The organism is Prevotella scopos JCM 17725 (assembly GCF_018127785.1).
GTDB lineage: Bacteria > Bacteroidota > Bacteroidia > Bacteroidales > Bacteroidaceae > Prevotella > Prevotella scopos.
This window is the reverse complement of the sequence record NZ_CP072389.1, coordinates 1123776-1148216: the sequence shown is the minus strand read 5'-3', so window position 1 is coordinate 1148216 and position 24441 is coordinate 1123776. Positions and strand designations below refer to the sequence as shown.

The following is a 24441-nucleotide window of genomic DNA, read 5'->3' as shown; positions in this document are numbered from 1 at the left end:
GTCGATATGGATAGAAGTGGCTTTTTAGAAAGAATTACCTATCTATATGGTTATGTTGGAAATTCTCCTTTTTGCGTACCTATAATATTCAGAAGACGTAAAGATAAAATTGAAAAATACCCATTTTTGGGTATTGCGAGAAACTGATAGATGCTTTAATTTTGCACGAAATTAAGACGTTGTACTATTTACTATGAGTAAAGACAATCAAACGAGAGAGAGATTACTTCTCTTGGCAAAGAAAGAATTTCTTAGAAGAGGCTTCCAAAAAGTTTCTATGAGGGACATTTCTGCTATTACGGGAATGGCTTTAGGGAATATATACTATTACTACAAGACTAAAGATGAGCTATTCCATGATGTCTTATATCCTGTAGTAGAACAAATTCAACAACTAATAGATAGTCACAATACAGCATCAAAGCTAAACAAGTGTTTTTTTGAGGAAGAACATCATAATGATGCTATTTTATGGCACTTTTCACCCTTAGTTTCTCAAAATAGCGATGAGTTATATCTTTTGTTTTTTGGAGCAAGAGGTTCTTCTTTCGAGAATTATTCAGAGGTGTTAATTCAAAAATTCACAGCTATGGGGATAGAGTATATTCGTAGAATGAAAGAGATTTATCCTGAGATAAATTCAAGTATAGATCCATTTTTTATGCATGTGTATGCGGCTATACAGGTTTCAGTCATAAAGGAATTTATTCTTCATCGAAAAATTCCCAAAGAGAAGCTACAAACATTTTCGGAAACCTATTCGAGTTATACGAAAGCCGGATGGAAGTATTTAATGAGAGTCTGAGAAATCAGACTCTCATTTTTTTAGTACAAAATCAAGAAATCGTCCTATATAAAAATTGAAACCTATAACATACTGTCATGAATCAAAATTTATTTGACGCTATAAAGCGTTATGCAGGAGAAAAGTCATCATTCATTCCCATTGCAATGTTTCTTTCGGGATTGAGTGCCGTGTGTAGCATGTTCCCTTATCTATATATATATTACATTATAGACGAGGTAATTTCTCACATACACGAAGGGGAATATCCTTCCGTAATCAGTCAATATGCATATTCTGCCTTAGCTTTCGCCTGCGGTGGAATCTTTTTCTATTTTCTATCTCTTACCTTTTCCCATTTGGGTGCTTTTCGAATAGAACGGGAAATGAGATATCAGGCTATGAAGAGAATTCTTTCATTTCCTCTTGTTTTCTTCAATCAGAACACAACAGGGAAAATACGCAAAATCATTGATGACAACGTGAGTATCACACATAGTTTTGTGGCACATCAGTTACCGGATTTAGTTGCAGCAATAACAATGCCTATTGTTTTTATTGTCGCTTTATTTGTTTTCGATTGGAGATTCGGAGTTGTAACTCTTTGCTTATTGCTTTTGAGTGCCTTTTTCATCAAACGTATGATGGGAGGAGAAAAAAGCAATAGTATGAGACAATATATGAATGCTCTTGAAGACATGAATACGGAAGCGGTAGAATATATCAGAGGAATACCTGTGGTAAAAACATTCCAGCAATCTGTTTTCTCATTCAAAGGATTTCACGATGCCATTTTGAGATATAGGGATTGGGCATATAAATATGCATTGAGTTGCTGTAATCCTATGCGAGGGTTCATTCTATCAATACAAGGTATGTCCATAGCTTTTGTTTTCCTGTTTGTCCTATTGCTAAAACTAGGATATTCAAGTGCAGCCCTAATCAATCCCTTTATTTTCTATGTGATATTCACTCCCCTATGTGTCGTTATAATGAATAAGATAATGCATTTAGGAGAAGCTGCCAGTCTTGCAAGAGAAGCAATAGACAGAATTGGCAATCTTTTGTCTCATCCTACACTACAAGAAGTTGCGACAGATAAAGAGTATATTCCTACGGACTTTTCCGTAACCTTTGAAAATGTGAGTTTCTCATATACGGATGATCAATCTCAAGAAAAAAAGAAACAAGCTGTAAACAATGTCAGCTTTACCATTCCGCAAGGAAAAATGGTAGCATTGGTAGGAGCTTCGGGCGGAGGAAAATCAACCATAGCCAAACTTATACCTCGCTTTGCTGATGTCAATTCAGGCTGTATTAAAATTGGCGGTATTGACATTCGGAATATTTCGAGCAAAAACCTGATGTCCTACATTACTTTCGTTTTTCAAAGTTCGAAGTTATTCAAGATGAGTTTATTGGATAACATAAGATATGCTAAGCCCAATGCGACAATAGAGGAAGTCAATAAAGCTTTAGCTATAGCCCAGTGTAAGGACATCATAGAAAAAATGCCCGATGGGTTGAATACTATTATTGGGACAAAGGGAGTTTACTTGTCCGGTGGAGAACAACAGCGAATCTCTCTCGCAAGGGCTATACTGAAAGATGCACCTATCATCATTCTTGATGAAGCAACGGCATTTTCCGATCCTGAAAATGAGCATCTATTCCAGCAGGCGTTTTCCGCAATAACACAAGATAAAACAGTACTTACAATTGCTCATAGGCTATCCACTATCAAAGACGCAGATAGCATCATTGTAGTCAAAGACTCTGAGATAAAAGAGACGGGTACGCACTCGGATTTGGTAGCACAAAATGGTGTGTATGCAAGTATGTGGGCAGAATATCAAAAATCAATTAGTTGGAAAATATAAGATAAAATAATCATGCTAAAATATTTAGAAAAAAAGTTCGCACTAACAAATAAAGGAGCTGTCCAGTTATTGAAAGGAACATTGTTGTCGGCTCTGTTAGACCTTTCGTTCATGTTGCCAATAGGTCTTGTAGTTTATGTTCTGACTACTACTATTGAATACTTATCTAAAGATATATATCATTTTGAAGTCCCTATAATCTTTTATATCGGAACTGGAATACTATTGTTATTTGTAATGGGAGTAGTCGCCAAAGCTCAATACAAAAGTGTTTATGTCAGCACTTACTATGAAAGTGCCAATAGACGTATTCACCTTGCAGAGAAACTGCGTCGCCTACCCCTTTCATTCTTCGGTAAAAAAGATTTATCCGATTTGACCAATACAATAATGTCAGATTGTGCAGATTTGGAGAAGGCTTTTTCACATGCCATCCCCCAATTATTCGGTTCTACCATTGCTCTTATTATAATGTCTATTCCTCTGTTTATAACCAGTTGGCAACTGGCGTTGTCTTTGTTGTGGGTTATACCGGTAGCATTTATTTTGATATTAGGAACCAAACAGATTCAAAAGAAATACAATCATGTGCATTTTGAGGAGAAAAGGAAAACCTCAGATTTGCTTCAAGAGGGATTAGAAAGTATACACGAAATTAAGTCTGCCAATGGAGAAAAACGTTATTTGGATGGATTGGACGAACAATTAGCAATAGCAGAAAGAACCCAAATAAAATCTAACTTATTAGGGGCACTCATCGCTAATTCTGCTCAGTTAGTTTTGAAATTAGGACTCGTAACTTTAGTCATTGTTGGAACAGCATTATTGACAAAAGGAGAAATATCCCCAATGTTATTTTTTATGTATCTGATAGTCGCTTCCCGAATATTTGATCCGGTTATTTCCATATTCGAATACATTGCACATATCACAAATGTGAATAGCCAAATAACCCGAATGAATGAGATTATCAATTATCCCATTCAAGATACTGCACGGAATATTACTCCTACTCATTTTGAAATAGAGTTTAAGGATGTAACATTCGGATACAATAGAACTGATTCAATTCTGAAAGATGTGTCCTTTACTGCCAAACAAGGAGAAGTTACAGCATTGGTCGGTCCGTCCGGAAGCGGCAAAAGTACAGTTGCAAAGTTAGCAGCCCGTTTCTGGGATGCCAATTCGGGCACAGTTACCATTGGAGGCATTCGTGTGGAGGATTTTGATTCAGAGGAATTGCTGAAATACTATTCTATCGTCTTTCAAGATGTGACCCTTTTTAATACATCTCTGAAAGAAAACATTAGAATAGGAAAAAAGGATGCGACAGACAAAGAAATCATGGATGCCGCACATGCTGCAGGATGTGATGAGTTTATAAAGCGTCTACCGAATGGTATTGATACGATTGTCGGCGAAAATGGAACCACGATTTCCGGAGGTGAAAGACAGAGAATATCTATCGCTAGAGCATTGTTAAAAGACGCTCCCATTATATTGCTTGATGAAGTATCCGCCTCTTTGGATGTCGAAAATGAAACCAAAATCCAAGAAGCGATATCCTGCCTGACAAAAAACAAAACCGTAATTATTATAGCTCATAGAATGCGTACGATATCAAATGCCAATAAAATTGTAGTTCTTGAGGCTGGGCGTGTCGTACAATGCGGAAATTATAATGAACTGATAAATCAAGATGGTATATATAAACAAATGGTACTGCTCCAATCTAAGAAATAAACGACAATGAGAAGAAATAGTATTGCCAAACAACTCTCTTGGGTCTACCGGGTCTCATTGATTTTTATTGCTTTGACGTTTGTTGAAAGCATGGTTATGGCACAATCAAATGAAGAGCTTTATGAGTGTTGTGGAGTTGTGAAGGATAAGAAAACAGGGATTCCATTGGAAGGGGTTTCTGTATGTTGCAAGATGCAAAAAAACGGAACAACAACGAACAGCAAGGGAGAATTTACATTAAAACTACCCTTAGGGAAACATGAACTTTTGTTCTCCTATATTGGCTACGAGGATGAGAAAAAGCTTTTGGAATGTCGAAAGGTTACAAAACCGATTACTGTCTTTCTTACAGAAACTTCCTCTTCTTTGCATGAAGTAGTCGTTGTGGGGAAAAGCAAGGAGCAAAGGATGCGAGAATCGACAATTCCCGTTTCTGTAATTTCAGCAAAGGACTTACAGGGTACTGTAAGTAATGCCAACGAAATACTTGCCAAAACTGTAGGTGTTACGGTAAGGAACGGAGGCGGTGAAGGAAGTTCGGCGAGAATATCTGTCAGAGGACTTGAAGGAAAGCGTATCGGGGTGTTCGTTGACGGTCGTCCTATGAATGAGAACAGCGACTATGCCGATATAAATGATTTCCCTTTAGATATGATAGAAAGAATTGAAATCTACAAGGGCATTGTACCTGCATGGTTAGGCGGAAGCTCCATAGGAGGAGCGATAAATATCGTTCTGAAAGAGTTTCCTCCCGGTTATTACGACATTGCTTACGGATATTCGTCATTCAATACGCATAAGTTCAATTCTGTAGTGAAGCATAATGAGGAAAAGTTGGGACTTTTATTTGGAATTGGAATTGGATATACATATTCCGACAATAATTACATGATGGATTCTCCCTATTATGACAACTTAAAAATCAAGCGAAACCATGATCAGTACAAGAAGTTGCTCACTGGTTTTGGAGTGAAAGCTGTTAAGTGGTGGTTCGATGAAGTCGAAATCGAAATGGGACGTATTCATAGCCAGAAACAGATTCAAGGGATAGAATATGACATTCGGCAGGCTCATACAGATACCAAGAGCTATATGGGCAAGCTTCATTTGGACAAAACAGACTTCCTTATAAAGAATTTGGACTTGAAATCGGATTTCATGTATTCGTATGGCAACACCTCTTTCGTGGATACGGCTACGATTCGTTATCAATTTGATGGAACATCGTTCCCTTGCCCTTCTCCTTATGGAGGAGAAGTCGGACGCTATCCATCACAGGCACAGAATCGGAAGCATGGATTCATGAGTAAAATAAATCTGAATTACATGTTTGCCCGTCAGCATACGATAAACTTCAATTCTCTTGTCAATTATGCTTATGGCATTCCTAAAGACGAGGTGAGAGACGCCGCTTTAGGGTACAAAAACAGCTTTGATACCCACATGACAAGTGCTACGCATGGTTTATCCTATGAATACAAGACAAAAAACAGTCGCTTAATGAACGTATTGGCTGCCAAGCATTATTTCTACGACACGCACACGACAATGGTAAATCCGTTAAAAAAGCAAGAACGTTATCAGCAAGTACATTGTAAGAAACATGACTTGGGAGTCAGTGAGAGCGTACGCTACCAATTGTTCCCCTCTCTTTTCCTGAAAGGAAGCTTTTCTTATGACGTGCGCCTTCCTTCGGAGGAAGAATTATTGGGCGACGGCTGGGTGATAGAACCATCCACAAACTTGACACCGGAACATAGTAGAAGTACCAATGTAGGTTTGATTTTTAATCGTACAAGCTCTAGCGGAAATAATTTTCAGATGGAATTGAATGGCTTCTATACTTATCTGACGGATATGATTCGATTTGTCGGAGGTCCGATACGTTCCCATTATGAGAATTTTGGAGAAATGAGAATGACAGGAATAGAGTATGAAATGAAAGCAGACATTAACCGTTGGCTATATGGTTATGGAAATATAACCTATCAAGACTTGCGCGACACGAGAAAATACGAACCGCTAACTCAAAATCCCAATCCTACCAAAGGAGACAGAATGCCCAACATACCCTTTTTGATGATGAATGGAGGGCTGGAGTTCCACAAAGAAAATTTGTTTGGAGGCAAAGGGCAAAACACACGAATAATGACTGATTTTTCATATATCCACGAATATTACTACGATTTCAAGCAGAGTAATTATCAGGAAAGAAAAATCCCCACCTCCTTTACTGTCAATTTAGGAATTGAACACAGTCTTTGGAGTGAGCGACTCTTTATCTCCAGCTACATTAACAATCTGACAAACGCAAAGATTATGTCGGAGTTTAATCGCCCTCTCCCCGGAAGAACTTTCGGACTGAAAATTCGATATGTACATCGTTAGAAGATTTTTTAACTCAATTGTTTAATATAAAATTAAAAGTCATGATTAAAAACAACCTTTTCAAATTCACGCTTGCAGCTTGTGCAATGCTTAGTTTTGTGGGATGCAGCAAGGATAATCCAAATCCTACCCCGGAACAGTTAAAAGGAGACATCGCCGTTTCCTTCAATATGGTGAATCCTGACGGCAAATCAGGAACCGTTCATGTAAAACTGCTTGATGGTATAGAAGCCAAGCATGTAGACAATGCAAATGCTTTCTATGGAGGATTCTCGTCTGGAATGTTCGGGCATAAAAATAGCATTTATGTATTCCCCGCTTATATGGGCGGAGACAAGCCAGAATTGTCCAAGTACAACCGTAATAACGGTAAACTCGAACCAGCAGGAAAACTCCCTCTTCCGCCACAAGCTTCCGCCGCTTGCATGGAGATTCTCAACGAGAATAAGGCTTATGTATCATTGCAGGCGTTGGGCAAACTGTTGGTATTCAATCCAACCACCATGCAGCAAATCGGGGAGATTGATCTCAACGGCTGTATTCCCGACCTGAAGGATGAGAATGGAACCATTGTCAAGAATCCAAGTCCCGGTGCAATGATTATCCGAGATGGAGTGCTATTTGTCGCTTTGGATGCGATGGTGGGTGAATATTGGCTACCTTCAGAAAAGCGACCTTATTCAGACATGGCTGTTATTGATACTAAAACAGATAAACTTGAGAAGGTCATTACGGAAAAAAGCAGCGGCATCGCTTTCCCATCCCGTCCTATTGACCGCAAAACAATCTTTATGGATGAGCAAGGGGATATTTACATTGCCTGCATGGGAGGATTCGGATATAAACCAATAGATGCAGGATTCTTGCGAATCAAGAAAGGAACGACAGAGTTCGATCCCAGTTATCATTGGGTTATCAGTAAACAACCTTTAGAGGGTTTCTCTGTCAGTCCTAAATATATTCCTGCATGCCGATATATCGGTAATGGCATAGTATGCGCCTATGTGTTTGTCAAGGAAAGTAACCAGTCTATAGGACACATTGACTTGGCTTGTGTTCCCGTAATGATGGATTTGAAGTCCAAGACTATGAAGCGAATCAACATCCCTATTTCCAGTGGATATTCGGTTGCCATTGAGAAGTACAAAGACAAGGTTCTGTTTGGTAACATGAACGAGAAAGACAAAGGCATATACATATACGACCCTAAAACAAATACGGCAAGCGACAAGGCTGTTATTACGACGGAAGGACAGGCTTGGCAAATGCACTATTTCGGAGAATAATCTATTCTGATTATATTTCTGTTTGTAGTAAGGGCAAACTGTCCAATGTCTTTTTAGAGAAGATATATCTAATTCTCTAAATAGCATTTATTGGATAGTTTGCCCTTCATTCATTTTATTATTTATAACATGAAAAGACTCATACAAACAACAGCATTTGAACATAGGTACGGCAATCGTCAAGAGATTGCTCTTCTGCCAATTGAGCATCTTTTCTAATTCTCCACTCTGCTCCAATCTCTCACGGGAAAGACCGAGATCGTCGAGTTGCTTCCAATCAACCTTCGACTCATCGATGGCAGTAGCATTCTTCTTGGTCTTTGATTTTTTCGTCCATATTACAATGTTTTTAATGACATTAACAGCGGTGCACGGACAAAGGAAAATCAAAGAAATAGTATGTGTTAGCAATTGTAGATAACTGCGTACTTGTAGCGTTGATATGGATGGAAATGGTAAAAAAGAGGTATGGTTCAAATACCATACCTCCATATTTTTCATTGATTAGGTTATTGCATAGACAGCAATTTGCAGTACATTCCGTTTTTTGCTGCAAGTTCTGCATGCGTCCCGTTCTCTACAAGGTGTCCCTTGTCCATCACAATAATTTGATTAGCATTACGGATGGTTTGCAAATGATGGGCAATGACCAAGACTGTGCGATTTTGGATAAGGGAAGACATTGCCTGTTGTATCTTATATTCATTGACAGGGTCAACATTGCTTGTTATCTCGTCCAAAAGAATGATGGGAGCATCTTTAAGGAACGCACGGGCGATTGAAAGCCTTTGTTTCTGACCTCCAGATAATCCCAAACCGTTTTCTCCGATTTTTGTTTCATAACCTTCTGGCAGATTGATGATAAAGTCGTGTATCATCGCCCTACGTGCTGCGTCTTCGATTTCTTCCTGCGTAGCATGTTGATTGCCTACTTTGATATTATTGGCAATGGTATCTGAAAAGAGAATAACATTCTGCATCACCACACTGATTTTACCGAGTAAATAATCATAGTCCATTTCTCGAATGTCTAAACCACCGATACGGATACTGCCGGTCTGCGGTTCCCAGAAACGGAGTAACAGGTTGGTAATGGTTGTTTTACCTGAACCTGACGAGCCAACAAGTGCCGTTACTGTTCCTTCGGGAACATGGAACGTGAGATTTTTCATCTCAAAACCTTCCTTCTCATAATGGAAATCCACTTTGTCAAAGGAAAGATTGAAATGGGTTGCTGTTTTCGGCTGTTCAGGATTGGTGATAACAGGAGCATTCAATAAATGGGAAATGCGTCCGTAACTATCTTTTACCTTGATATAATTCAACCAATGATTCTCCATATTGACAAAAGGTTTGTAGAATTCTTTTGAGACGATGATAAACATTAAATAAGCGAAAAGAGAAAGTTCCCCCTGCTGTGTCCACCAAAGACCGATTGTAGCCATCAGAGCGAAAGCCAATTCTATCAGGAAAGTGTATCTGCCCACACTCACAGCTGCCAAACGAGAAGTATTCTTACTGCTTTCTCCAAATTCACTGACAGAGTGGTCAAGTCTGTCACGGAACATTCCTTTTCCTCCAAATACTTTCAAAACTGGGATGCCCTTGACGTATTCTACAAAGAGGCTGACCATATCTGCCAGATTGTCCTGTGATTCCTCCTGTGCTTTCATTCCCGAGCGAATACCCCGATACAGAGAAAATAGGGCAATGGGGAGAATGGCTACCATTGTCAATCCCATGCGCCAATCCACGCAAAATAGTCCAATACCGAGTATTAGAGCTACAATGAAGTCGGCAGACATCCGTGTCCATAGATGTCCTACTACCATTTCCATATTATCAACGTCTTTGTGAATGATTGTACTTATCTCTCCCAGACGCTCATTGGTATAGAAACCGAGTGAGAACATTTTCAGTTTCAGTATGATTTTCTCGCGGATACGTTCCACAAGATCAAATCCGGCAAAATGCTTACTCATATCGGCAATGGCATTGGATATGGTTTTCAAGACCAGCAGACTACCGAGTACCCATGCTGCCGAAATGAAAGAGATGCTTTCTCCATGTATATGACGGTTGATGAGAAACAAGACTGTGAGCATTATCGCCGTGCCACAAAGGGCATAAACCACGAAAAACAGTGCGGAGATAATTAGATGCCGAACTCCGCTAGCGGTCAATTCATTCAGTATATTGCGTACCATTCTTATTCCTCCTCTTCTTTTAATTGCCATTTACTTACTTGCTCTTGCGTTTCCGTCATATTACGGTACAGAGAACAGTCTTTCATCAGTTCTTGGTGTGTTCCTTTTGACACAACCTGCCCTTTGTCCATCACAACAATACGCTCCATATCCTGAATAGTATTGAGACGGTGAGCAATGGTAATGACGGTCTTGTTGCGCTGCAATTCATCAAGAGCTTCTTGGATTAGTTTCTCATTCTCTCCGTCCAATGCGGCAGTGGCTTCATCGAGAATAATTATTGGAGAGTCTTTGAGCAACATTCGAGCAATGGAAATACGCTGTTTTTCTCCGCCAGAAAATTTTACGCCGGCTTCGCCTGCCAGCGTATCATAACCATTCGGCAAGCCCATGATAAAATCATGAATACGAGCACGCTCTGCTGCCATTTCCACTTCCTTTTGTGTGGCGGTAGGTTTTCCTATACGGATATTGTCCCGAATAGTTGTGTTAAAGAGAAAAACCTCCTGCTGTACCATCGAAAAATAATCTGCGATATTACGTTCGGAGAGTTCCGTAATATTCTCTCCTCCTAGTCGGATAGTACCTGTTTGAGGTTGCCAGAACCCCATCATCAGACTTGCCAGTGTGGTTTTTCCCGATCCGGATTCGCCGACGATAGCTGTATGACTTCCTTTCGGAAATTGAAGACATACATCTTTCAGCGCATTGTCTTCCTTGTTTGGATAGGAAAATGTAACATGCTCGAAACAAACATCCGTTTGTGTCGTATCCGTTTTCTTGTCAGCAGTTTCCTTTGTCTGTACCTCTGTAATGGACTGTACTTTTGCCAACGACTGACCATAGACGATTCGGAAATGTTGGAATGTTGCCAACTTAGCAAAAGAGGACGAGAACAATCCACCCAATATCAGGGCAAGAATAAAACGGGCTACAGTTAATTCGCCCGAACTCATCATCCATAGTCCAATAAGGGTCATTACCACGATACCACCTTCCAAGAACATCGTTATCAATGTCATGGGAACGGTAACGCTAAACATGCTCCGCTTTACCCAACGGATGTAGTCGCGCATACCACCAAGTACCCGTTCCGTTCTGTTTTCCTCGTTACTGAAGGCTTTGATTACCGATATGGTAGCCACATATTCCAAAAGGTCTTCCGACATTTTTTGCGTACTTTCCATAAAGTGCTGAAAGCTCTTTCCCCAAAGTGTTTTGACAGCCATTTGCAGAAGAAATGCCACAGGTAAAAGAGAAATGAGCGACAGCCCCAAACGCCAGTCTAACACCATAATGATTACCCAGAGTAAGGCTGGAAAAAGAGTAGCCGAAAGGATTTCGGGTAATCCATGTGCTAAATAAATTTCAATTTGTTCCACATCGTGGTTAATAATATTCACCAAGTCGCCAACTTTCCGTTCTTGAAAGAAACCGAGCGGCAAGCGTTGCAAATGACTTATGATACGCAACCTCAATCGTGTAAGGGCATTGTAAGCCGACCGGTGTGCGCGCCAAATCGAGGTTCCATAGAATACGCCTCGAAGCATTGCGAATAGTATCATTATTCCTCCAATACCCCAAACTATTATGGGAGGGAGCGTGCCATTTATCAACTTGTCCACAGCCCACACTACAAGCAGTATAGGGAGTGTGCCTAAAATAAGGTGCAATATAACCACAACATTGGAGAGCAGGCTACGGCTCTCCCGTTCCTCATCAAGAGGTCTGACTTTTTGTTTATCCATATATGTGTCGTTTTGATTTTTTCTGTTGCAAAAGTACGGCAACAAACAGGGATAAAATAACCCCGATAAGCATTACACTGCCCCAAAACAACAATTTGCTCGCATATAAACACAACAGGGGTATAAGCGTGTATAATAGGGTTATTTATTTGCTCGGAAGGTAAGTACCTTTGCACAGAATCTCACAAACAAATATGATATGCCAATCAGCTCAATAGTCCATTTATACAAAAGAATGCTCATTGTCGGCTTTCTATCGTTGTGGTCTTTTCCTATGTTTGCACAACTGCAACCAACAGAAATAAAAGTTATTGATGCAGAAAATGGGAACAGTATAGAATTTGCCGCCGTACAATGGAAAGGTTTGAATGCTCCAACGTACACGAATGGTACGACTACAAACAGGAAAGGTATTGCAAAATTAAATGCATCAAGTAATCAAAAACTTATGCTTATGGTAAGTTATGTCGGTTATCAGACCATTACCGATACGATTACTGCAAATGGGATGCGTTATACCATAAGACTACTCCCGGAATCAACAGAGCTGGCAGATGTAGTCGTAGTAGGAAAAACAAGAGCACAAATACTCAGAGAGTCGCCTGAAGCAGTTTCTGTAATAAATGCAAAAGAACTTCAAGGCAGATCTATTTCGTTAGAAACCGTTTTGAATAAAACCATAGGTTTGAAAGTTGGGCAGACTGGCGGTTTGGGAAGCAGTTCGAGAATTATTGTTCATGGTTTGGAAGGAAACCGTATTCAAATCTTATGGGATGGAATACCAATGAGTACTTCTGACGGGGCTTTTTCTCTTGATGAAATTCCGATAGACATTATAGAAAGAATAGAAGTCTATAAGAGTATCATACCCGCTCGTTTCGGATGTGATGGATTGGGGGGAGCCGTCAATATCGTTACTAAAGAGTTTAGTACGGATTATTTAGATGCCTCGTATGAATTCGGATCTTACCAAACACACAAAGGAAGTGTCTTCTCTCGCAAGAATTTTCCAAAGAGTGGCATTCTACTCGGTGCGGGAGGTTATTATACATCTGCAAAGAATGACTACTCTTTCAGAGTTCCCGAGAGAGAAAATCTGTTAGTAAGACGTGACCATGACCGTTTTCGTTCGTATATGTTGAAGGGAAAAATTGCTTTCACGAAACTTTGGCTCGATGAGATTAGTACCGAGTTCGGGTATTACAATCGTTTCAATGAAATCCAAGGTATCTTAAAAAACATACAACATGCCGAAAACAAATCAGGAATGTTTATGTTGGAAAACAAATTGATAAAAAGCGGAATGCTGAACGACCGCCTTAACTTTGAGTCCCATTTCTCCCTTTCACATACAACAAACAATTTTGTGGATACGGCACGAGTTAATCACGATTTCGAAGGAAACATATATCCGAGTCCGAATGGACAGGGAGAAACAGGGGATGTTCCTCACAACTCGAATGACAAAGGATTGGAAATCAATGAACGTATCAATTTTGATTACAAGTTGTCCGCCAATCACAGTTTGAATCTGAACACACTTATTAACTACGCCAGAAGACAACCGAGCGACAACATTGCAAGTCAGCATGCAGGTTTTGTTATCGGAGGATTTCCCAGTAAAAAGACCAGTTTCATTTCGGGGTTGACTTGGGAGTCAAAACTCTTTGATAAGAAACTGACGAATATGCTCTCCGCAAAGTATTTCCACCTCCATTCCGAGATAGAAGATTTGACTTCATACGAGATGATTGAGGCTCCGAAGAAAAAGAACAATACGACCTCACAAATAGGCTGGATAGAGGCTATAAAATACGAGCCCTTCAGAGGTTTTCACTTGAAAGCATCTTACCAGTGGGCAATACGCCTTCCCAATTCACAAGAACTATTCGGTGATGGTATCATCACCTTTCCTGCAGCCGGATTGAGACCAGAGAAAAGCCACAACTTCAATCTGGGGTTCTTAATAGACAAAAATGATGTCCTCGGCTTATCGCGATTGCAGTTTGAAGTGAACAGCTTTTATATGCAGGTAAGCGATATGATAAAATTGATGAAACAACACATGGCAGCCGGATATGTAAACGCAGAAAAGGTACATATTAAAGGTATAGAAACCGAAATAAAATTGGACATATCGCCAACGGTCTATGCCTACGGAAATCTAACTTATCAGGATGTGCGTGATGTCTTGAACTATTTACCCGGTACCCAAGCCCCCAATCCGACAAAAGGATTGCGACTACCGAACATTCCCTATTTGTTCGCCAACTTCGGGGCGGAGTATCACAGCAACAGATTATTCAAGAATTGGTATGTCAAGGCTTTCTGGGACGGCAAATTTACTGAGGAGTTCTTCTACTTCTGGGAACTTACCGAATTACAGAAACGACGTATTCCCCGCAGTTTCGTCAATGACATAGGGCTATTGTTGACCTACAAAAGCAAATATTCCGTAGCCTTGGAATGCCATAATATAATGAACAAAGAAGTTTGGGACCAATTCCGCCAACCATTGGCAGGACGGACACTTCACCTCAAATTCAGATATGTCTTCTCAAAAGGAATTTTCTAATTTAACAAATATAAAAAAGATGAATACAACAATTTTCAATCGTATAGCTTTTTCTGCTATGCTGGTCGGCTTCATAGGGCTGACATCTTGTAACAAAAATGATGAACCCACGCCTACTCCTCAAGAGGTTCAGCAACATTTCACCTTTGTGCATTATGTGGACAAAAGTGCTTATGTAGGGACATTCAGTGATTTGACTCCTCAAGCAACCGACAATAAGAAAGCATTTGAATTCGGGTTCGGTTGCTACCTCTTTGCTAAGGGTAATACAGTGCTTGTACCCGAAGGGAAATTCGGGGATAAGATACATAAGTTTACAAGAGGTGCCCATGGAGAACTGATAAAAGCAGGTACTATGACATTTGAACAGATGGCTCAACCCGGAGAAATTAACTTCGTTGATGAACAGCGGGCATACGTTGCTTTGCACGGACGTGGAAAAATTGCGTTAATTAATACTTCAACATTGCAAAAGGAAGATGAAATTGACCTCTCGTCTTATGCGGTTCAAGACAACAATCCTGATCCCGGCTGTAATGTCATCCGTGATGGAAAGATGTATGTTGCCCTCAATCAGCTCAATTCGCCTCATACCTCCGTACCGGGTACTGGAGCAGAGGTAGCTATCATTGACCTCAAGACAAAAAAGACTGAAGTTATCAAAGATAACCGCACAAGTGTTGTAGGATTGTTCCGCCATTCTGACGCATTCATAGACGAGCGGGGTGACATCTACTTTTACAGTGCGGGTAACAACTTCAATGTTGCCAATAAGGAAGGTTTCCTGCGTATCCGCAAAGGAAGCGACAAATGGGATAGCGATTATCTGTTCAACCTATCGAAGACAACCATAAAAGGAATAGGCAAAACAGGGCAGTATATGATTAAGTCTTTCTATGCAGGAAATGGTATTGTGTATAGTTGCGTGAAAGTAACGGATACAGAATTTGGAATACTCAAGAAAGACTTCCAACCTGTGAAAATCGACATTTGGAACAAAACCATCGAAAAACTTGATTTGCCAATGACCGACAGCAATGGCTCTTTTGCTATAACTCGCTACAAGGACTTCATCGTCTTTGGAATGATATGTAACAATGGTACGGGGTATTACACCTACAATACCAAGACAGGCGAATGCTCGCAAAAGCCAATTGTTACTGCCATAGGAGTTCCTTCAAGTTTAGTCGCATTTGAGTAAACTCTCATTAAAAACATTTCTCATGGAGCTATTGGTTCTTTTTTTTGAGAGTAATACGGATAAAAACTTGCAATAATTCAAGTTTTTATCCGTGTTTGTTTGTAACTTTGCAAAAAGACATGATAAAATGACCATAGAATTTTGTGCAATCAATAAGCCTGAAGATTGGATGGAGATGGTTGCCGAACAATTTGGCACATCAGTAATAAACGATGGATTTACCATTCCTTCTTCTATTGGTAGTGGATTCTTCAAACAATATTATCCTCTGCCATGGCTAACATTGACTTATATCAGTTTCGTAGCATACGAGCCGATAACTATGATACGTCGCTCGGTAGAAAACTCGAAATGGATTCCTGTCATGTTCTATATCAATGAGCATAAACACGAGCAGATAATTGGAACAAGTACAAAAACGGTCGGAGTGGACACGCTCGATGGCATTTTCATGCCTTCAAGTAGCATCCCGACTGAGTGGAGTTTTCCTCCAAAGAAACGATACGAAAATATTACACTGACTTTCAATAAGGATTGGATTGAAAAGATTGATGCAGCACATGAAACCTATATCGGTCGGCTTCTCCAATCGGACAAGGCTTTTTATTTGTTTGAGACCATTACACCTGCAATGCAACAGGTCTTGGATAACATTAAGTCTATAACTGAAATCGACAATCCTTTTTCAACGCTTCATTTGCATGGAAAAACTATGGAATTACTGACAATGTTCCTTGAAAAGCTCGAAAAACGTTCGGAAGTAAAATCTCTTGCCAACCTAAACTTGAATGATGTTGAATCAGTATTCCGTGTTCGTCGCCAGATTCTTCAAAGTCTCAGTAATGTGCCGAGTATTCCCGAATTGGCGCGTGAAGCCAATATGAGCAGTTCCAAATTACAAAAGTGCTTCAAGCAGGTTATTGGAAAAGCCATCGCAGAATATGCCCTATCCGAAAAGATGGAATGGGCAAAACGACTGCTTTCCACTCGCCTCTACTCGGTGTCAGAAGTAGGCTATAAAGTTGGATATACTAACCTCAGTCATTTCACAGAGGCTTTCTGCAAATATCACAGGATGAAACCTAAGCAATATCTTGATTCATTATAAGTTTTACACAAATATTACTTGCATTTTGAGGGTTATTTTGCCCTAAACAATCTTTCGAACTTAGCCTGCAAAAACATCAGGCAATGAAAATAACGACATTTAAGTTTCATTTTTTTTTTGCGGAGTAACAATCTTATCATTGTCTTCTGGTATTTCTGTTTATGATCTGGTCGAACTCTTGTATGCTCTCGACACCTGCAATTGTATCAGTAATGGAGAAATTGGTATGGAGGAATTGGCACACACTCTCTCTGAAATCTTCGGAGTGGAGATAAAGAACTGCTACAACCTATATATGAATATAAAGCATCGCAAAGATGACAGTCGCACTTATTTCCTTGACTAACTCCGTGAAAAAATCAATAAGCGGATGGTGGGGAGCGACCTGAAAGGCGCAAGTTCAAGAAGTAGTAAATCAAAGGGAGATATTCTGACTCTGTAATATCTCCCTTCATTCATTCTTTGATAAGCACTTCCAACTTTTTGGCTATATCCTCTGAGGTTGGAAGCACTTGTTTCCGTATTTAATGCATTATGAGAAAATAGGCTATAATATTAATATACTCAATTTTGAACGAAATCGTTGTGAGATTTACAGAGATCATACCTTTGATTCTTATTGGGAATAATCAAATCCATAATTAATGATGTATAGATGAAAGGATTACATTTTGATTAAATGAGCAAGCTTCGGATCATTCTTAATACGCATAATCTCTGAATCAACTAACGAGAGAATTTCTTCCTTGACTTTGCGATAGTTAGCTTCGATGGTCTCTTTGAGATTATCGGAGCCATCTTTATTTGTAAAGTCTACTATCACAGGTATGGGCTGATAGGCTTTCATCTCAGCAGAAACCTTTGCACTATCAACTACTATCTCTGCATGGAAAATCTTTTGGTCGATGCGTTCATCGAAATTATCGGAAACAGCACCCACAAACATTCCTTGTGTGAGGTTAGAAATCTTGCTAGCAGGGATAAGACTGTCCATCTGTGTGGAGATAGAGGTGGATTTGTCATTACGGTTGATGGTCATGGATTGGCGTTGCTGGAGCACCTTTCCAAACCGCTCAGAAAGTGTCTTAGCTGTTTCTCCTACCACTTGTCCAGAGAACACGTTACCTACAGTGTTCTGTATTACCTTGCTCTCCTTGTCTCCATAATCACGGGTAAGTTGTGAGAAGTCCTGAAAGCCCAAACATACGGCAACTTTATTGCTTCGTGCAGTAGCAATGAGGTTGTCAAGCCCACGAAAGTAGATGGTTGGCAACTCATCGATAATCACTGAGGATTTGAGTTGCTTCTTCTTGTTGATGAGCTTCACAATACGACTGTTATACAAACCGAGTGCTGCCGAATAGATATTCTGACGGTCGGGATTATTACCAACTACAAGGACTTTCGGCTCATTAGGGTTATTGATGTCAAGTGAGAAATCATCACCCGTCATCACCCAATAAAGAGCAGGTGAAATCATGCGTGAAAGCGGTATCTTGGCACTGGCAATCTGTCCCTGCAACTGGTCCTGCGCTCCACCCTCCCAAGCATCCATAAAAGGAGATAGGTAGTTGGCAAGCTCATCGTAGGAAGTGAGTATCGGAAATATCTGTGCGTAGGGACGGTTCAGGAACTCAATGGCATGAGGAAAGGTGCAATACTTCCCGTCCTCATAGATTTTCAGAAACCAGATGATGGCAGCCAGCAAGATAATCGGCGACTCCACGAAGAAGTCTCCCTGTTTCTGAATCCACGAGCGGTTGAGATTGAGCATGATCGTATAGGCACTCTCATAGGCATCCGATATATCCGTCATAAAGGCTGGATTGATGGGATTGCAACGGTGGCTTCTTCGAGGGTCGTCAAAGTTAATCACAAAGAATTGCGGCTTTACCTTATAGGCATCCAAATGATGGAGCAGGTGATTATAGGCTATCTCTGAAAGGTCAGGGAACTTATAATCATAGATATACATAGCAAAGCCTTTTTCTATCTGCTGCTTGATGTAGTTGTTCACGATAGCGTAGGACTTACCCGACCCTGGTGTTCCAAGCACCATTGAGGCACGGAAGGGATTGACCACGTTAATCCAACCCTTGTTCCATTTCTTCTTATAGTAGAATCGTGTAGGAAGGTTTACCGAGTATTCATTTTCCATTAAACGTGTTTCCTGCATGAAACTCTCGTTTTCTGTGTTGAATACATCGTCCATCAAGTTATTTTTGAGCAGTCGGCTCATCCATACGCCACCCATCAGCAGGCAGATATAACCCACGGACAGTGTGAAGATATATAGAGTAGCTGCTCCGACTTTTCCAATGGGCAATACCAACAGCCACCAGTTGAGAAAGAAAAAGGCAAAGCCAGAGAAAAGTACCGTCCAAATCTTTGACCATGTTATTTTCTCCTCCTTCACACCTTTCGTTCCCAAACATGAGAGAGCAAGAAATACTACACAAAATAGTTTCGTCCAGAGGATGGATGAAAACAAGTCCGTGGTGCGCTGGAAGTTCATTAGAATTTTATCAATGATGCCAAGCGTAAACCCCCAGACATGAAATGCCTCGTAACAGAACCAATAACAGTTAATGAGGAGGAATATCACGGATATGCCCCTCATAAAGTCCATAACCTTACCCAATGCTCTTAAATCATCTTCTTGTGCCATAATTATATTGTTTTTATATTTGTTGTATTATCGTTATTTGAATTGCATTTGAATGTTGCTCAAACATAGTTTGAAATACCTTACCTATCTTTTCCTCCGCCTGAGATTGACTTTGTTTTGCCTGCGGAGTTTACGCTGCCACGCCGCCTCCTTCCAATCATCGTTGCCCGTAGACAGGAAAGAACCATCTGCCATATCCTCGATAAGTTCATCGACAAGGTTGTCGCTTTCCTCCGTATTTAGCTGCGAAGGGTGAACGGTTGCAGATTGATCCAAATGGACAGACGGACTGCCGTACAGCGTTTCGTCCAAGAATGGGTTGTCCGTTGGATTGGAGAAATAACCATTGAATATATTGGCAGCATATCCCTTGCCCAAGCGTGAGCCATTGAGCGCAACGCCCTCCTTGTCGTCAATGAACGTGATGCCATAGATGCGCCCGCTTTCGTTCTTTCGGATAAACACACGCAAACTCTGTTCCTCCAATCGTTGCCAAAGTTCTTCCTCCGTCTGGGGAGAGGTACGCATTGTTTGTAACACCTTACCTCTTATAGTCGGCACCAACGGCTTGACGGCTTGTTTGGATTTCTGCATCTTGTTCAGCACGGCAGTATAGCCCACACCACGACCGATGTCCGATGCGTTGATGGGTGTACTTATTTTGCCTCCCTTATCATCAGTTGGAACATAGACCAGTCCATCGTATTTCTTTCCCCGAAACTCCGTCTTTACTTCTTCTACGGCAAGGTTATATTTGCTCAAAATGGCATTGAGCTCGCCCAAGGAACAGAAGCGATAATGCTTCAGAACCATGCGGACAACATTTGACATCTGCTCCTTGATATTTCTTTGGGTGGTATCAATCTTGGGCGTTTCTTTCATCGCCTTGTCAGTAACTTTTGAACTTGGAATGAGACTAAATTTCCTCTCCAAGGCATCGGTAATCTTCTTGCTCCGCCGTTTCTCAAACTTATCATTAATCTTCTGACCACGACTGTCCACCCGAAGCGACACGATGTGGATATGCTCACGGGGAATGTCATTATGTTTGAACACGATATAAGGCTGGTTGCTATAACCCAGTGCCTCCATATACTCCTTGGCTATCTGTGTGAGCCTTTCATCGGATAGTTTCTCGTCCGGGTGCGGATTGAGCGAACAGTGGAACACCGTTTTCTTGGTACGGCAGTTCTTCGGTATCAATGCCTCCATATCAGCAAGCACATCCTCCATCGTATAACGTCCTTCCTTGCTCTGATACAATTCAGCGGCAAGGAGAATGCTTGCTTCCCCTTTCTCCACCTTTTTGAAGTTGTAGCCCAATGCCCCTCCAAGGTTTTCCGTACTTGAAATCTTCGCTATCATTTCTTGCGATAGTCTATGGTCAGACGGATAGCCTGTTCTTGCAAGGCAATGATTTGAGCCGAGAGTTTCTCCAATTTTTCAAGCAGAATCTGTGCACTCCTCACGCTGTGATAGCTGTTAATGGCACGCACGGTTTGGTTATAAAGTACGCCAATCTTATGGATTTGCGCCGTCAGTTCTGAGAGTTTTCGGTAATATTCCACGGCAGATTTGTCCACCGTAATCACTTTGAAACTCTCTCCAAGGATACGCCCACGCACAAAATCCGACTTGGTTTCCGCACCTGATTTATGGAACAAATCAATCGCCCGTTGCTGGTCTTTGGGTTTGGGAAGACGGGTATCCCATCTGTCCCATCGTTCTATCTTTTCGTTCATTGTTTTTATCCTTATCTAATTACGACTTTGGAGTAATTCTCTCCCCTTCGGGGCAAGGGGCTTTGTCGGCAAAAACGGAGTTTGTCGGACAAAGACACACCTTGCCAATATCAAGAGTTGATATGATTGAAGTATCCACCCTTTTGGGGTGTCTGCTTCGGGACGTTACCTCCATGTATTATTCTCGCCTGCAAAGTTACGGCAGATTTTCAAATATCTCATTATCAGAGATATTCACTCTTTTTCCTCGTATTTCCCTGCACTTCATCGCTGTAATAAAATCAGCAGAAATATCATTTATTTTGCAATCAGAACGAGCGAACAATGGTATGATAACACAAGCAAAAGATATATCATATTATCGCCTGCTTGCACCAAAGATGACAAGAAGGAACAATACATATTCATAACAATTTATTGTCATGACAAACTATTGTCAATACAACAAATTGTAAGAACTTGAAATCGTCCTTTTGGACTATCGCCCGAACCATACGCAGTCAGAGCAAACTGTCTGCTGATGACTCTTAATAATGAGAGAATATCCAAACATCAAATAGACAAATAATATGAACTAAGAAATTATCATTATGGAGAACAAAGAACAACGCCCCCTTTTTCTGGGCTTCTCTTCCCAAAAGGGAGGAGTGGGAAAAAGTACTCTTGCCGAAATCGTAAGCAGCATATTGTACTACGAACAAGGCATCAACCTCTTCGTGATGGACTGCGACCTGTCGCAAGACTCTTTCTACAAACTGAGGGAACGTGAGAAAAGTATCGTTCAGGAGAGCGAAGAGCTTTCCAAATCCATGCAGGAGTACTTTCATCATCTCGGCAAAAAAGCATACAGAATTTACAAGTCTGCACCCAAGGAAGCCGTCAGGACTGCACGAAGTAAAATCGACGGTATCAGCAACGAGAAGTACCAGTTGGTTATATTTGATTTCCCGGGACATGCTGGAACAACCGAACTGATGGAACTGTCCCTTCAGATGGACTATATCCTTTCTCCGATTGAAGCTGATATTCAGTCGCTGGTTTCATGTCTGGCATACGCCAAGACTATCACGGAGATTGGAGTTTCGATGTCCGACTCTCGGATAAAGGACATTATCCTGTTCTGGAACAAGGTGGACAGAAGAGTAAGGAACATCATCATCGACGAATATACAAAGCTCATCCATGAATACGAACTCACGCTCCTGCCCGGCTATGTATATGCCACGCACCGCTTCTCTCACGAACTTTCCACATACGGACTGCGCGGAGTGTTCCGCTCTACCTATCAGCCCCCTGCAAGGGGATTACGAACGGGTACGGGGCTGGACGAACTCGTCAATGAGATAATTCAACGTCTCAAACTAAAAACGAAAACAGAAAATGGCAACGATTGAGGAAAGAAAGCAGCAACTGGAAAAGAAGCTGAAGAAAATGGCAGAGGACAATGTCGTGGTAAAACCTGTCACGATACCAAACTCCTTCGACCCTTCCGAGGAAACTGAGTCCTCCCCTGCAACATCAGGGGAGGAAGACAATAATTTAGAAGAGACGAAAGAAACGAAAACAGCAAAAGAAAAACCGGTAGATGAAATAGAAAAAGAGGAAACGGGGAACACGGAACAGAAACGGGAAAGGAAACCGAGAATGGAAAAGCCCGGCGTGTCCTCCCTTTCCATAGAGGACTACCGTTCCCTGTACTTTCATCCCGTCCGCTCCCAAATGCGGACAGCCTTTTCCATTAATCTGGAAACGCTACAGAACCTGCGCAACGTGTTGCAGGACTTGGGGGAGCGTGTTTCCATAGCCGCATATATAGACAACATTCTTAGGGAACACCTGCGTGAACATTTGGAATTGCTCAACAGTGCGGCAGCAAAACAAAGACGCAAGACAACAATAACACTATGATGGAAACAATACTTTTCAGTTTTATACTGATACTCATCACCATTTGGATAATGCTGGGTATCCTGTACTTCTATATGCGGTATGTTTCTCCGTATGGCATCCTTATCAAGAAAAATAAAAAGGGCAATGAGCAGACTAAGGAGAATGAAGCGACGAAGGAAAAAGACGGACAAAAAGGAGAAGGAAAAGAAGATCAAGCCGAGTTTGTACTGATTGGCAAAAGCCGTTCCATTTCCCCTATTATCCCACAAGTTCCCTCTGCTTCTTCATCTGAAAATTCAGAGCAGAATAGTAATAATTTTGCACCTCAGAACTCCGAAAAGAAAGAGGACATGAAGGAAGGGGACAACGAGATGGACGTTGATTTTGAGATGGAGCGAGTTGATGAGAATGAGGTCGCCCGTGAGGAATTAATTCTGCCCATTGAGTCCACATCGGACGAAACCGAGATGTCAGGGCAGTCCGTCCTCGCACGTGACTTAGTCCGCCTGCAAAAATGGGCAAAGAACTGTGAGGAGGCTGATGAGAAAGAAGTCAAAGAGACCATTCGGCAGCTTCAAGACTCAGAGCTATTGGATAAGTACAAGGAGAACATCGCCAAGATGCAGGGTGAGCAAACTTCGCTATTGGAGAAAATCCGTAAAGCGGAAGAACAAAGCGAGCAACAAGCAATGTCGTTTTCTCAAAACTCAATACCGGCAGATTCAAGCGCTTCTGACACTTCATCCGATGATAATGACGACGACAAGCCTCTTTCATATTATCTGTAAACAATCAACGATGGAAGCGGGAAAAGAAAACGGCTCATTAACAGCTACATGGTTTCCACATAAAAATGTGCCTTTCTTTCCCCTTCCTTTTAAGAACAAGCAATTTTATCACACTTAAAATTATAATATACAAATGAACAAAAAATTACACTGATGATGCTCCTGCTGATGACTGCCACCATAGGGGCATACGCACAAGGCAACGGCATTGCCGGAATCAATGAAGCAACGAAAATGGTAACCTCCTACTTCGATCCCGGCACGAAACTCATTTATGCCGTAGGGGCGGTAGTGGGGTTGATTGGAGGCATTAAAGTGTACAACAAGTTCTCAAGTGGTGACCCCGATACGAGCAAGACCGCAGCCTCTTGGTTCGGTGCATGTATCTTCCTCATTGTGGCTGCCACTATCTTGAGAAGTTTCTTCCTGTAAG

At 41.1% G+C, this 24441-nt stretch carries 17 protein-coding genes and 2 pseudogenes; 13 read left to right on the top strand and 6 right to left on the bottom strand.

What is annotated here, in order from left to right; all coding sequences use genetic code 11:
- Positions 1-193 precede the first annotated feature (193 nt).
- The 5 genes from J4856_RS04445 to J4856_RS04425 all read left to right on the top strand — a co-directional run bounded on the left by J4856_RS04445 (position 194) and on the right by J4856_RS04425 (position 8081).
- Positions 194-805 carry a TetR/AcrR family transcriptional regulator gene (locus tag J4856_RS04445; RefSeq protein ID WP_025001566.1) on the top strand — a complete coding sequence of 204 codons (612 nt, stop codon included), beginning with the start codon at positions 194-196 and terminating at the stop codon, positions 803-805.
- A 77-nt stretch (positions 806-882) separates the two neighbouring features.
- Entirely contained in the window at positions 883-2664 is a 1782-nt protein-coding gene (locus J4856_RS04440) for an ABC transporter ATP-binding protein (RefSeq protein ID WP_025836946.1), read from the top strand.
- Between the two features lie 12 nt (positions 2665-2676).
- On the top strand, positions 2677-4407 hold the full coding sequence (locus J4856_RS04435; protein ID WP_025836945.1) for an ABC transporter ATP-binding protein: 1731 nt from the start codon (positions 2677-2679) through the stop codon (positions 4405-4407).
- Between the two features lie 96 nt (positions 4408-4503).
- Positions 4504-6795 carry a TonB-dependent receptor gene (locus tag J4856_RS04430; protein ID WP_234967183.1) on the top strand — a complete coding sequence of 764 codons (2292 nt, stop codon included), beginning with the start codon at positions 4504-4506 and terminating at the stop codon, positions 6793-6795.
- A gap of 41 nt (positions 6796-6836) precedes the next feature.
- The gene (locus J4856_RS04425; protein WP_044080964.1) at positions 6837-8081 is read left to right on the top strand and encodes a DUF4374 domain-containing protein; all 1245 of its coding nucleotides are present in this window, start codon (positions 6837-6839) and stop codon (positions 8079-8081) included.
- Positions 8082-8243: 162 nt separating this feature from the next.
- On the opposite strand, the pseudogene J4856_RS04420 reads toward J4856_RS04425, so the two are convergent.
- The 3 genes and pseudogenes from J4856_RS04420 to J4856_RS04410 all read right to left on the bottom strand — a co-directional run.
- A pseudogene (locus tag J4856_RS04420) lies at positions 8244-8396 on the bottom strand (DUF4099 domain-containing protein); the annotation flags it as partial.
- Positions 8397-8590: 194 nt separating this feature from the next.
- Positions 8591-10288, bottom strand: coding sequence for an ABC transporter ATP-binding protein (locus tag J4856_RS04415; protein ID WP_025836937.1), 1698 nt, complete (start codon positions 10286-10288; stop codon positions 8591-8593).
- Positions 10289-10290: 2 nt separating this feature from the next.
- Positions 10291-12036: an ABC transporter ATP-binding protein gene (locus J4856_RS04410; RefSeq protein WP_025836934.1), complete on the bottom strand. Its 1746-nt coding sequence runs from the start codon at positions 12034-12036 to the stop codon at positions 10291-10293.
- A gap of 199 nt (positions 12037-12235) precedes the next feature.
- Between J4856_RS04410 and J4856_RS04405 the strand changes: the two genes are divergently transcribed.
- The 4 genes and pseudogenes from J4856_RS04405 to J4856_RS04390 all read left to right on the top strand — a co-directional run.
- Complete coding sequence (locus tag J4856_RS04405; protein ID WP_065367934.1) at positions 12236-14611, top strand: TonB-dependent receptor; 2376 nt, start codon at positions 12236-12238, stop codon at positions 14609-14611.
- 19 nt (positions 14612-14630) lie between these two features.
- A complete protein-coding gene (locus J4856_RS04400; RefSeq protein ID WP_025836932.1) occupies positions 14631-15812 on the top strand; it encodes a DUF4374 domain-containing protein in 1182 nt (393 codons plus the stop codon).
- A 127-nt stretch (positions 15813-15939) separates the two neighbouring features.
- Positions 15940-16920 (top strand): helix-turn-helix domain-containing protein, encoded by a 981-nt coding sequence (locus tag J4856_RS04395; RefSeq protein WP_021826119.1) that lies wholly within the window; start codon positions 15940-15942, stop codon positions 16918-16920.
- Between the two features lie 163 nt (positions 16921-17083).
- Positions 17084-17263 (top strand): annotated as a pseudogene (locus J4856_RS04390) (RteC domain-containing protein); the annotation flags it as partial.
- A 321-nt stretch (positions 17264-17584) separates the two neighbouring features.
- On the opposite strand, the gene mobC reads toward J4856_RS04390, so the two are convergent.
- The 3 genes from mobC to J4856_RS04375 all read right to left on the bottom strand — a co-directional run bounded on the left by mobC (position 17585) and on the right by J4856_RS04375 (position 21330).
- Positions 17585-19588, bottom strand: coding sequence for a conjugal transfer protein MobC (gene mobC / locus J4856_RS04385; protein ID WP_025836928.1), 2004 nt, complete (start codon positions 19586-19588; stop codon positions 17585-17587).
- An 84-nt stretch (positions 19589-19672) separates the two neighbouring features.
- Positions 19673-20953 carry a conjugal transfer protein MobB gene (mobB, locus tag J4856_RS04380; RefSeq protein WP_025836926.1) on the bottom strand — a complete coding sequence of 427 codons (1281 nt, stop codon included), beginning with the start codon at positions 20951-20953 and terminating at the stop codon, positions 19673-19675.
- Complete coding sequence (locus J4856_RS04375; RefSeq protein WP_025836924.1) at positions 20950-21330, bottom strand: plasmid mobilization protein; 381 nt, start codon at positions 21328-21330, stop codon at positions 20950-20952. The genes mobB and J4856_RS04375 overlap by 4 nt, the downstream gene beginning before the upstream one ends.
- Before the next feature lie 590 nt (positions 21331-21920).
- On the opposite strand from J4856_RS04375, the gene J4856_RS04370 reads away from it, so the two are divergent.
- The 4 genes from J4856_RS04370 (at position 21921) to J4856_RS04355 (ending at position 24440) form a co-directional block, all read left to right on the top strand.
- Positions 21921-22724, top strand: coding sequence for a division plane positioning ATPase MipZ (locus tag J4856_RS04370; protein ID WP_065367933.1), 804 nt, complete (start codon positions 21921-21923; stop codon positions 22722-22724).
- Positions 22711-23238, top strand: coding sequence for a DUF3408 domain-containing protein (locus tag J4856_RS04365; protein WP_025836923.1), 528 nt, complete (start codon positions 22711-22713; stop codon positions 23236-23238). The genes J4856_RS04370 and J4856_RS04365 overlap by 14 nt, the downstream gene beginning before the upstream one ends.
- Positions 23235-24008, top strand: a complete 774-nt coding sequence (locus tag J4856_RS04360) for a hypothetical protein (RefSeq protein ID WP_025836921.1) — start codon at positions 23235-23237, stop codon at positions 24006-24008. Before J4856_RS04365 ends, J4856_RS04360 begins: the two co-directional genes overlap by 4 nt.
- A gap of 153 nt (positions 24009-24161) precedes the next feature.
- Positions 24162-24440 carry a DUF4134 domain-containing protein gene (locus tag J4856_RS04355; RefSeq protein WP_008824130.1) on the top strand — a complete coding sequence of 93 codons (279 nt, stop codon included), beginning with the start codon at positions 24162-24164 and terminating at the stop codon, positions 24438-24440.
- The last annotated feature ends 1 nt before the right edge of the window (position 24441 follow it).

Coding starts and splice junctions, on each gene's coding strand:
- J4856_RS04430 (WP_234967183.1), top strand. CDS start 4,504: ATGGCACAATCAAATGAAGAGCTTTATGAGTGTTGTGGAGTTGTGAAG.
- J4856_RS04360 (WP_025836921.1), top strand. CDS start 23,235: ATGATGGAAACAATACTTTTCAGTTTTATACTGATACTCATCACCATT.
- J4856_RS04400 (WP_025836932.1), top strand. CDS start 14,631: ATGAATACAACAATTTTCAATCGTATAGCTTTTTCTGCTATGCTGGTC.
- mobB (WP_025836926.1), bottom strand. CDS start 20,953: ATGATAGCGAAGATTTCAAGTACGGAAAACCTTGGAGGGGCATTGGGC.
- J4856_RS04435 (WP_025836945.1), top strand. CDS start 2,677: ATGCTAAAATATTTAGAAAAAAAGTTCGCACTAACAAATAAAGGAGCT.
- J4856_RS04405 (WP_065367934.1), top strand. CDS start 12,236: ATGCCAATCAGCTCAATAGTCCATTTATACAAAAGAATGCTCATTGTC.
- J4856_RS04375 (WP_025836924.1), bottom strand. CDS start 21,330: ATGAACGAAAAGATAGAACGATGGGACAGATGGGATACCCGTCTTCCC.
- J4856_RS04370 (WP_065367933.1), top strand. CDS start 21,921: ATGGAGAACAAAGAACAACGCCCCCTTTTTCTGGGCTTCTCTTCCCAA.
- mobC (WP_025836928.1), bottom strand. CDS start 19,588: ATGGCACAAGAAGATGATTTAAGAGCATTGGGTAAGGTTATGGACTTT.
- J4856_RS04440 (WP_025836946.1), top strand. CDS start 883: ATGAATCAAAATTTATTTGACGCTATAAAGCGTTATGCAGGAGAAAAG.
- J4856_RS04415 (WP_025836937.1), bottom strand. CDS start 10,288: ATGGTACGCAATATACTGAATGAATTGACCGCTAGCGGAGTTCGGCAT.
- J4856_RS04425 (WP_044080964.1), top strand. CDS start 6,837: ATGATTAAAAACAACCTTTTCAAATTCACGCTTGCAGCTTGTGCAATG.
- J4856_RS04445 (WP_025001566.1), top strand. CDS start 194: ATGAGTAAAGACAATCAAACGAGAGAGAGATTACTTCTCTTGGCAAAG.
- J4856_RS04410 (WP_025836934.1), bottom strand. CDS start 12,036: ATGGATAAACAAAAAGTCAGACCTCTTGATGAGGAACGGGAGAGCCGT.
- J4856_RS04355 (WP_008824130.1), top strand. CDS start 24,162: ATGATGCTCCTGCTGATGACTGCCACCATAGGGGCATACGCACAAGGC.
- J4856_RS04395 (WP_021826119.1), top strand. CDS start 15,940: ATGACCATAGAATTTTGTGCAATCAATAAGCCTGAAGATTGGATGGAG.
- J4856_RS04365 (WP_025836923.1), top strand. CDS start 22,711: ATGGCAACGATTGAGGAAAGAAAGCAGCAACTGGAAAAGAAGCTGAAG.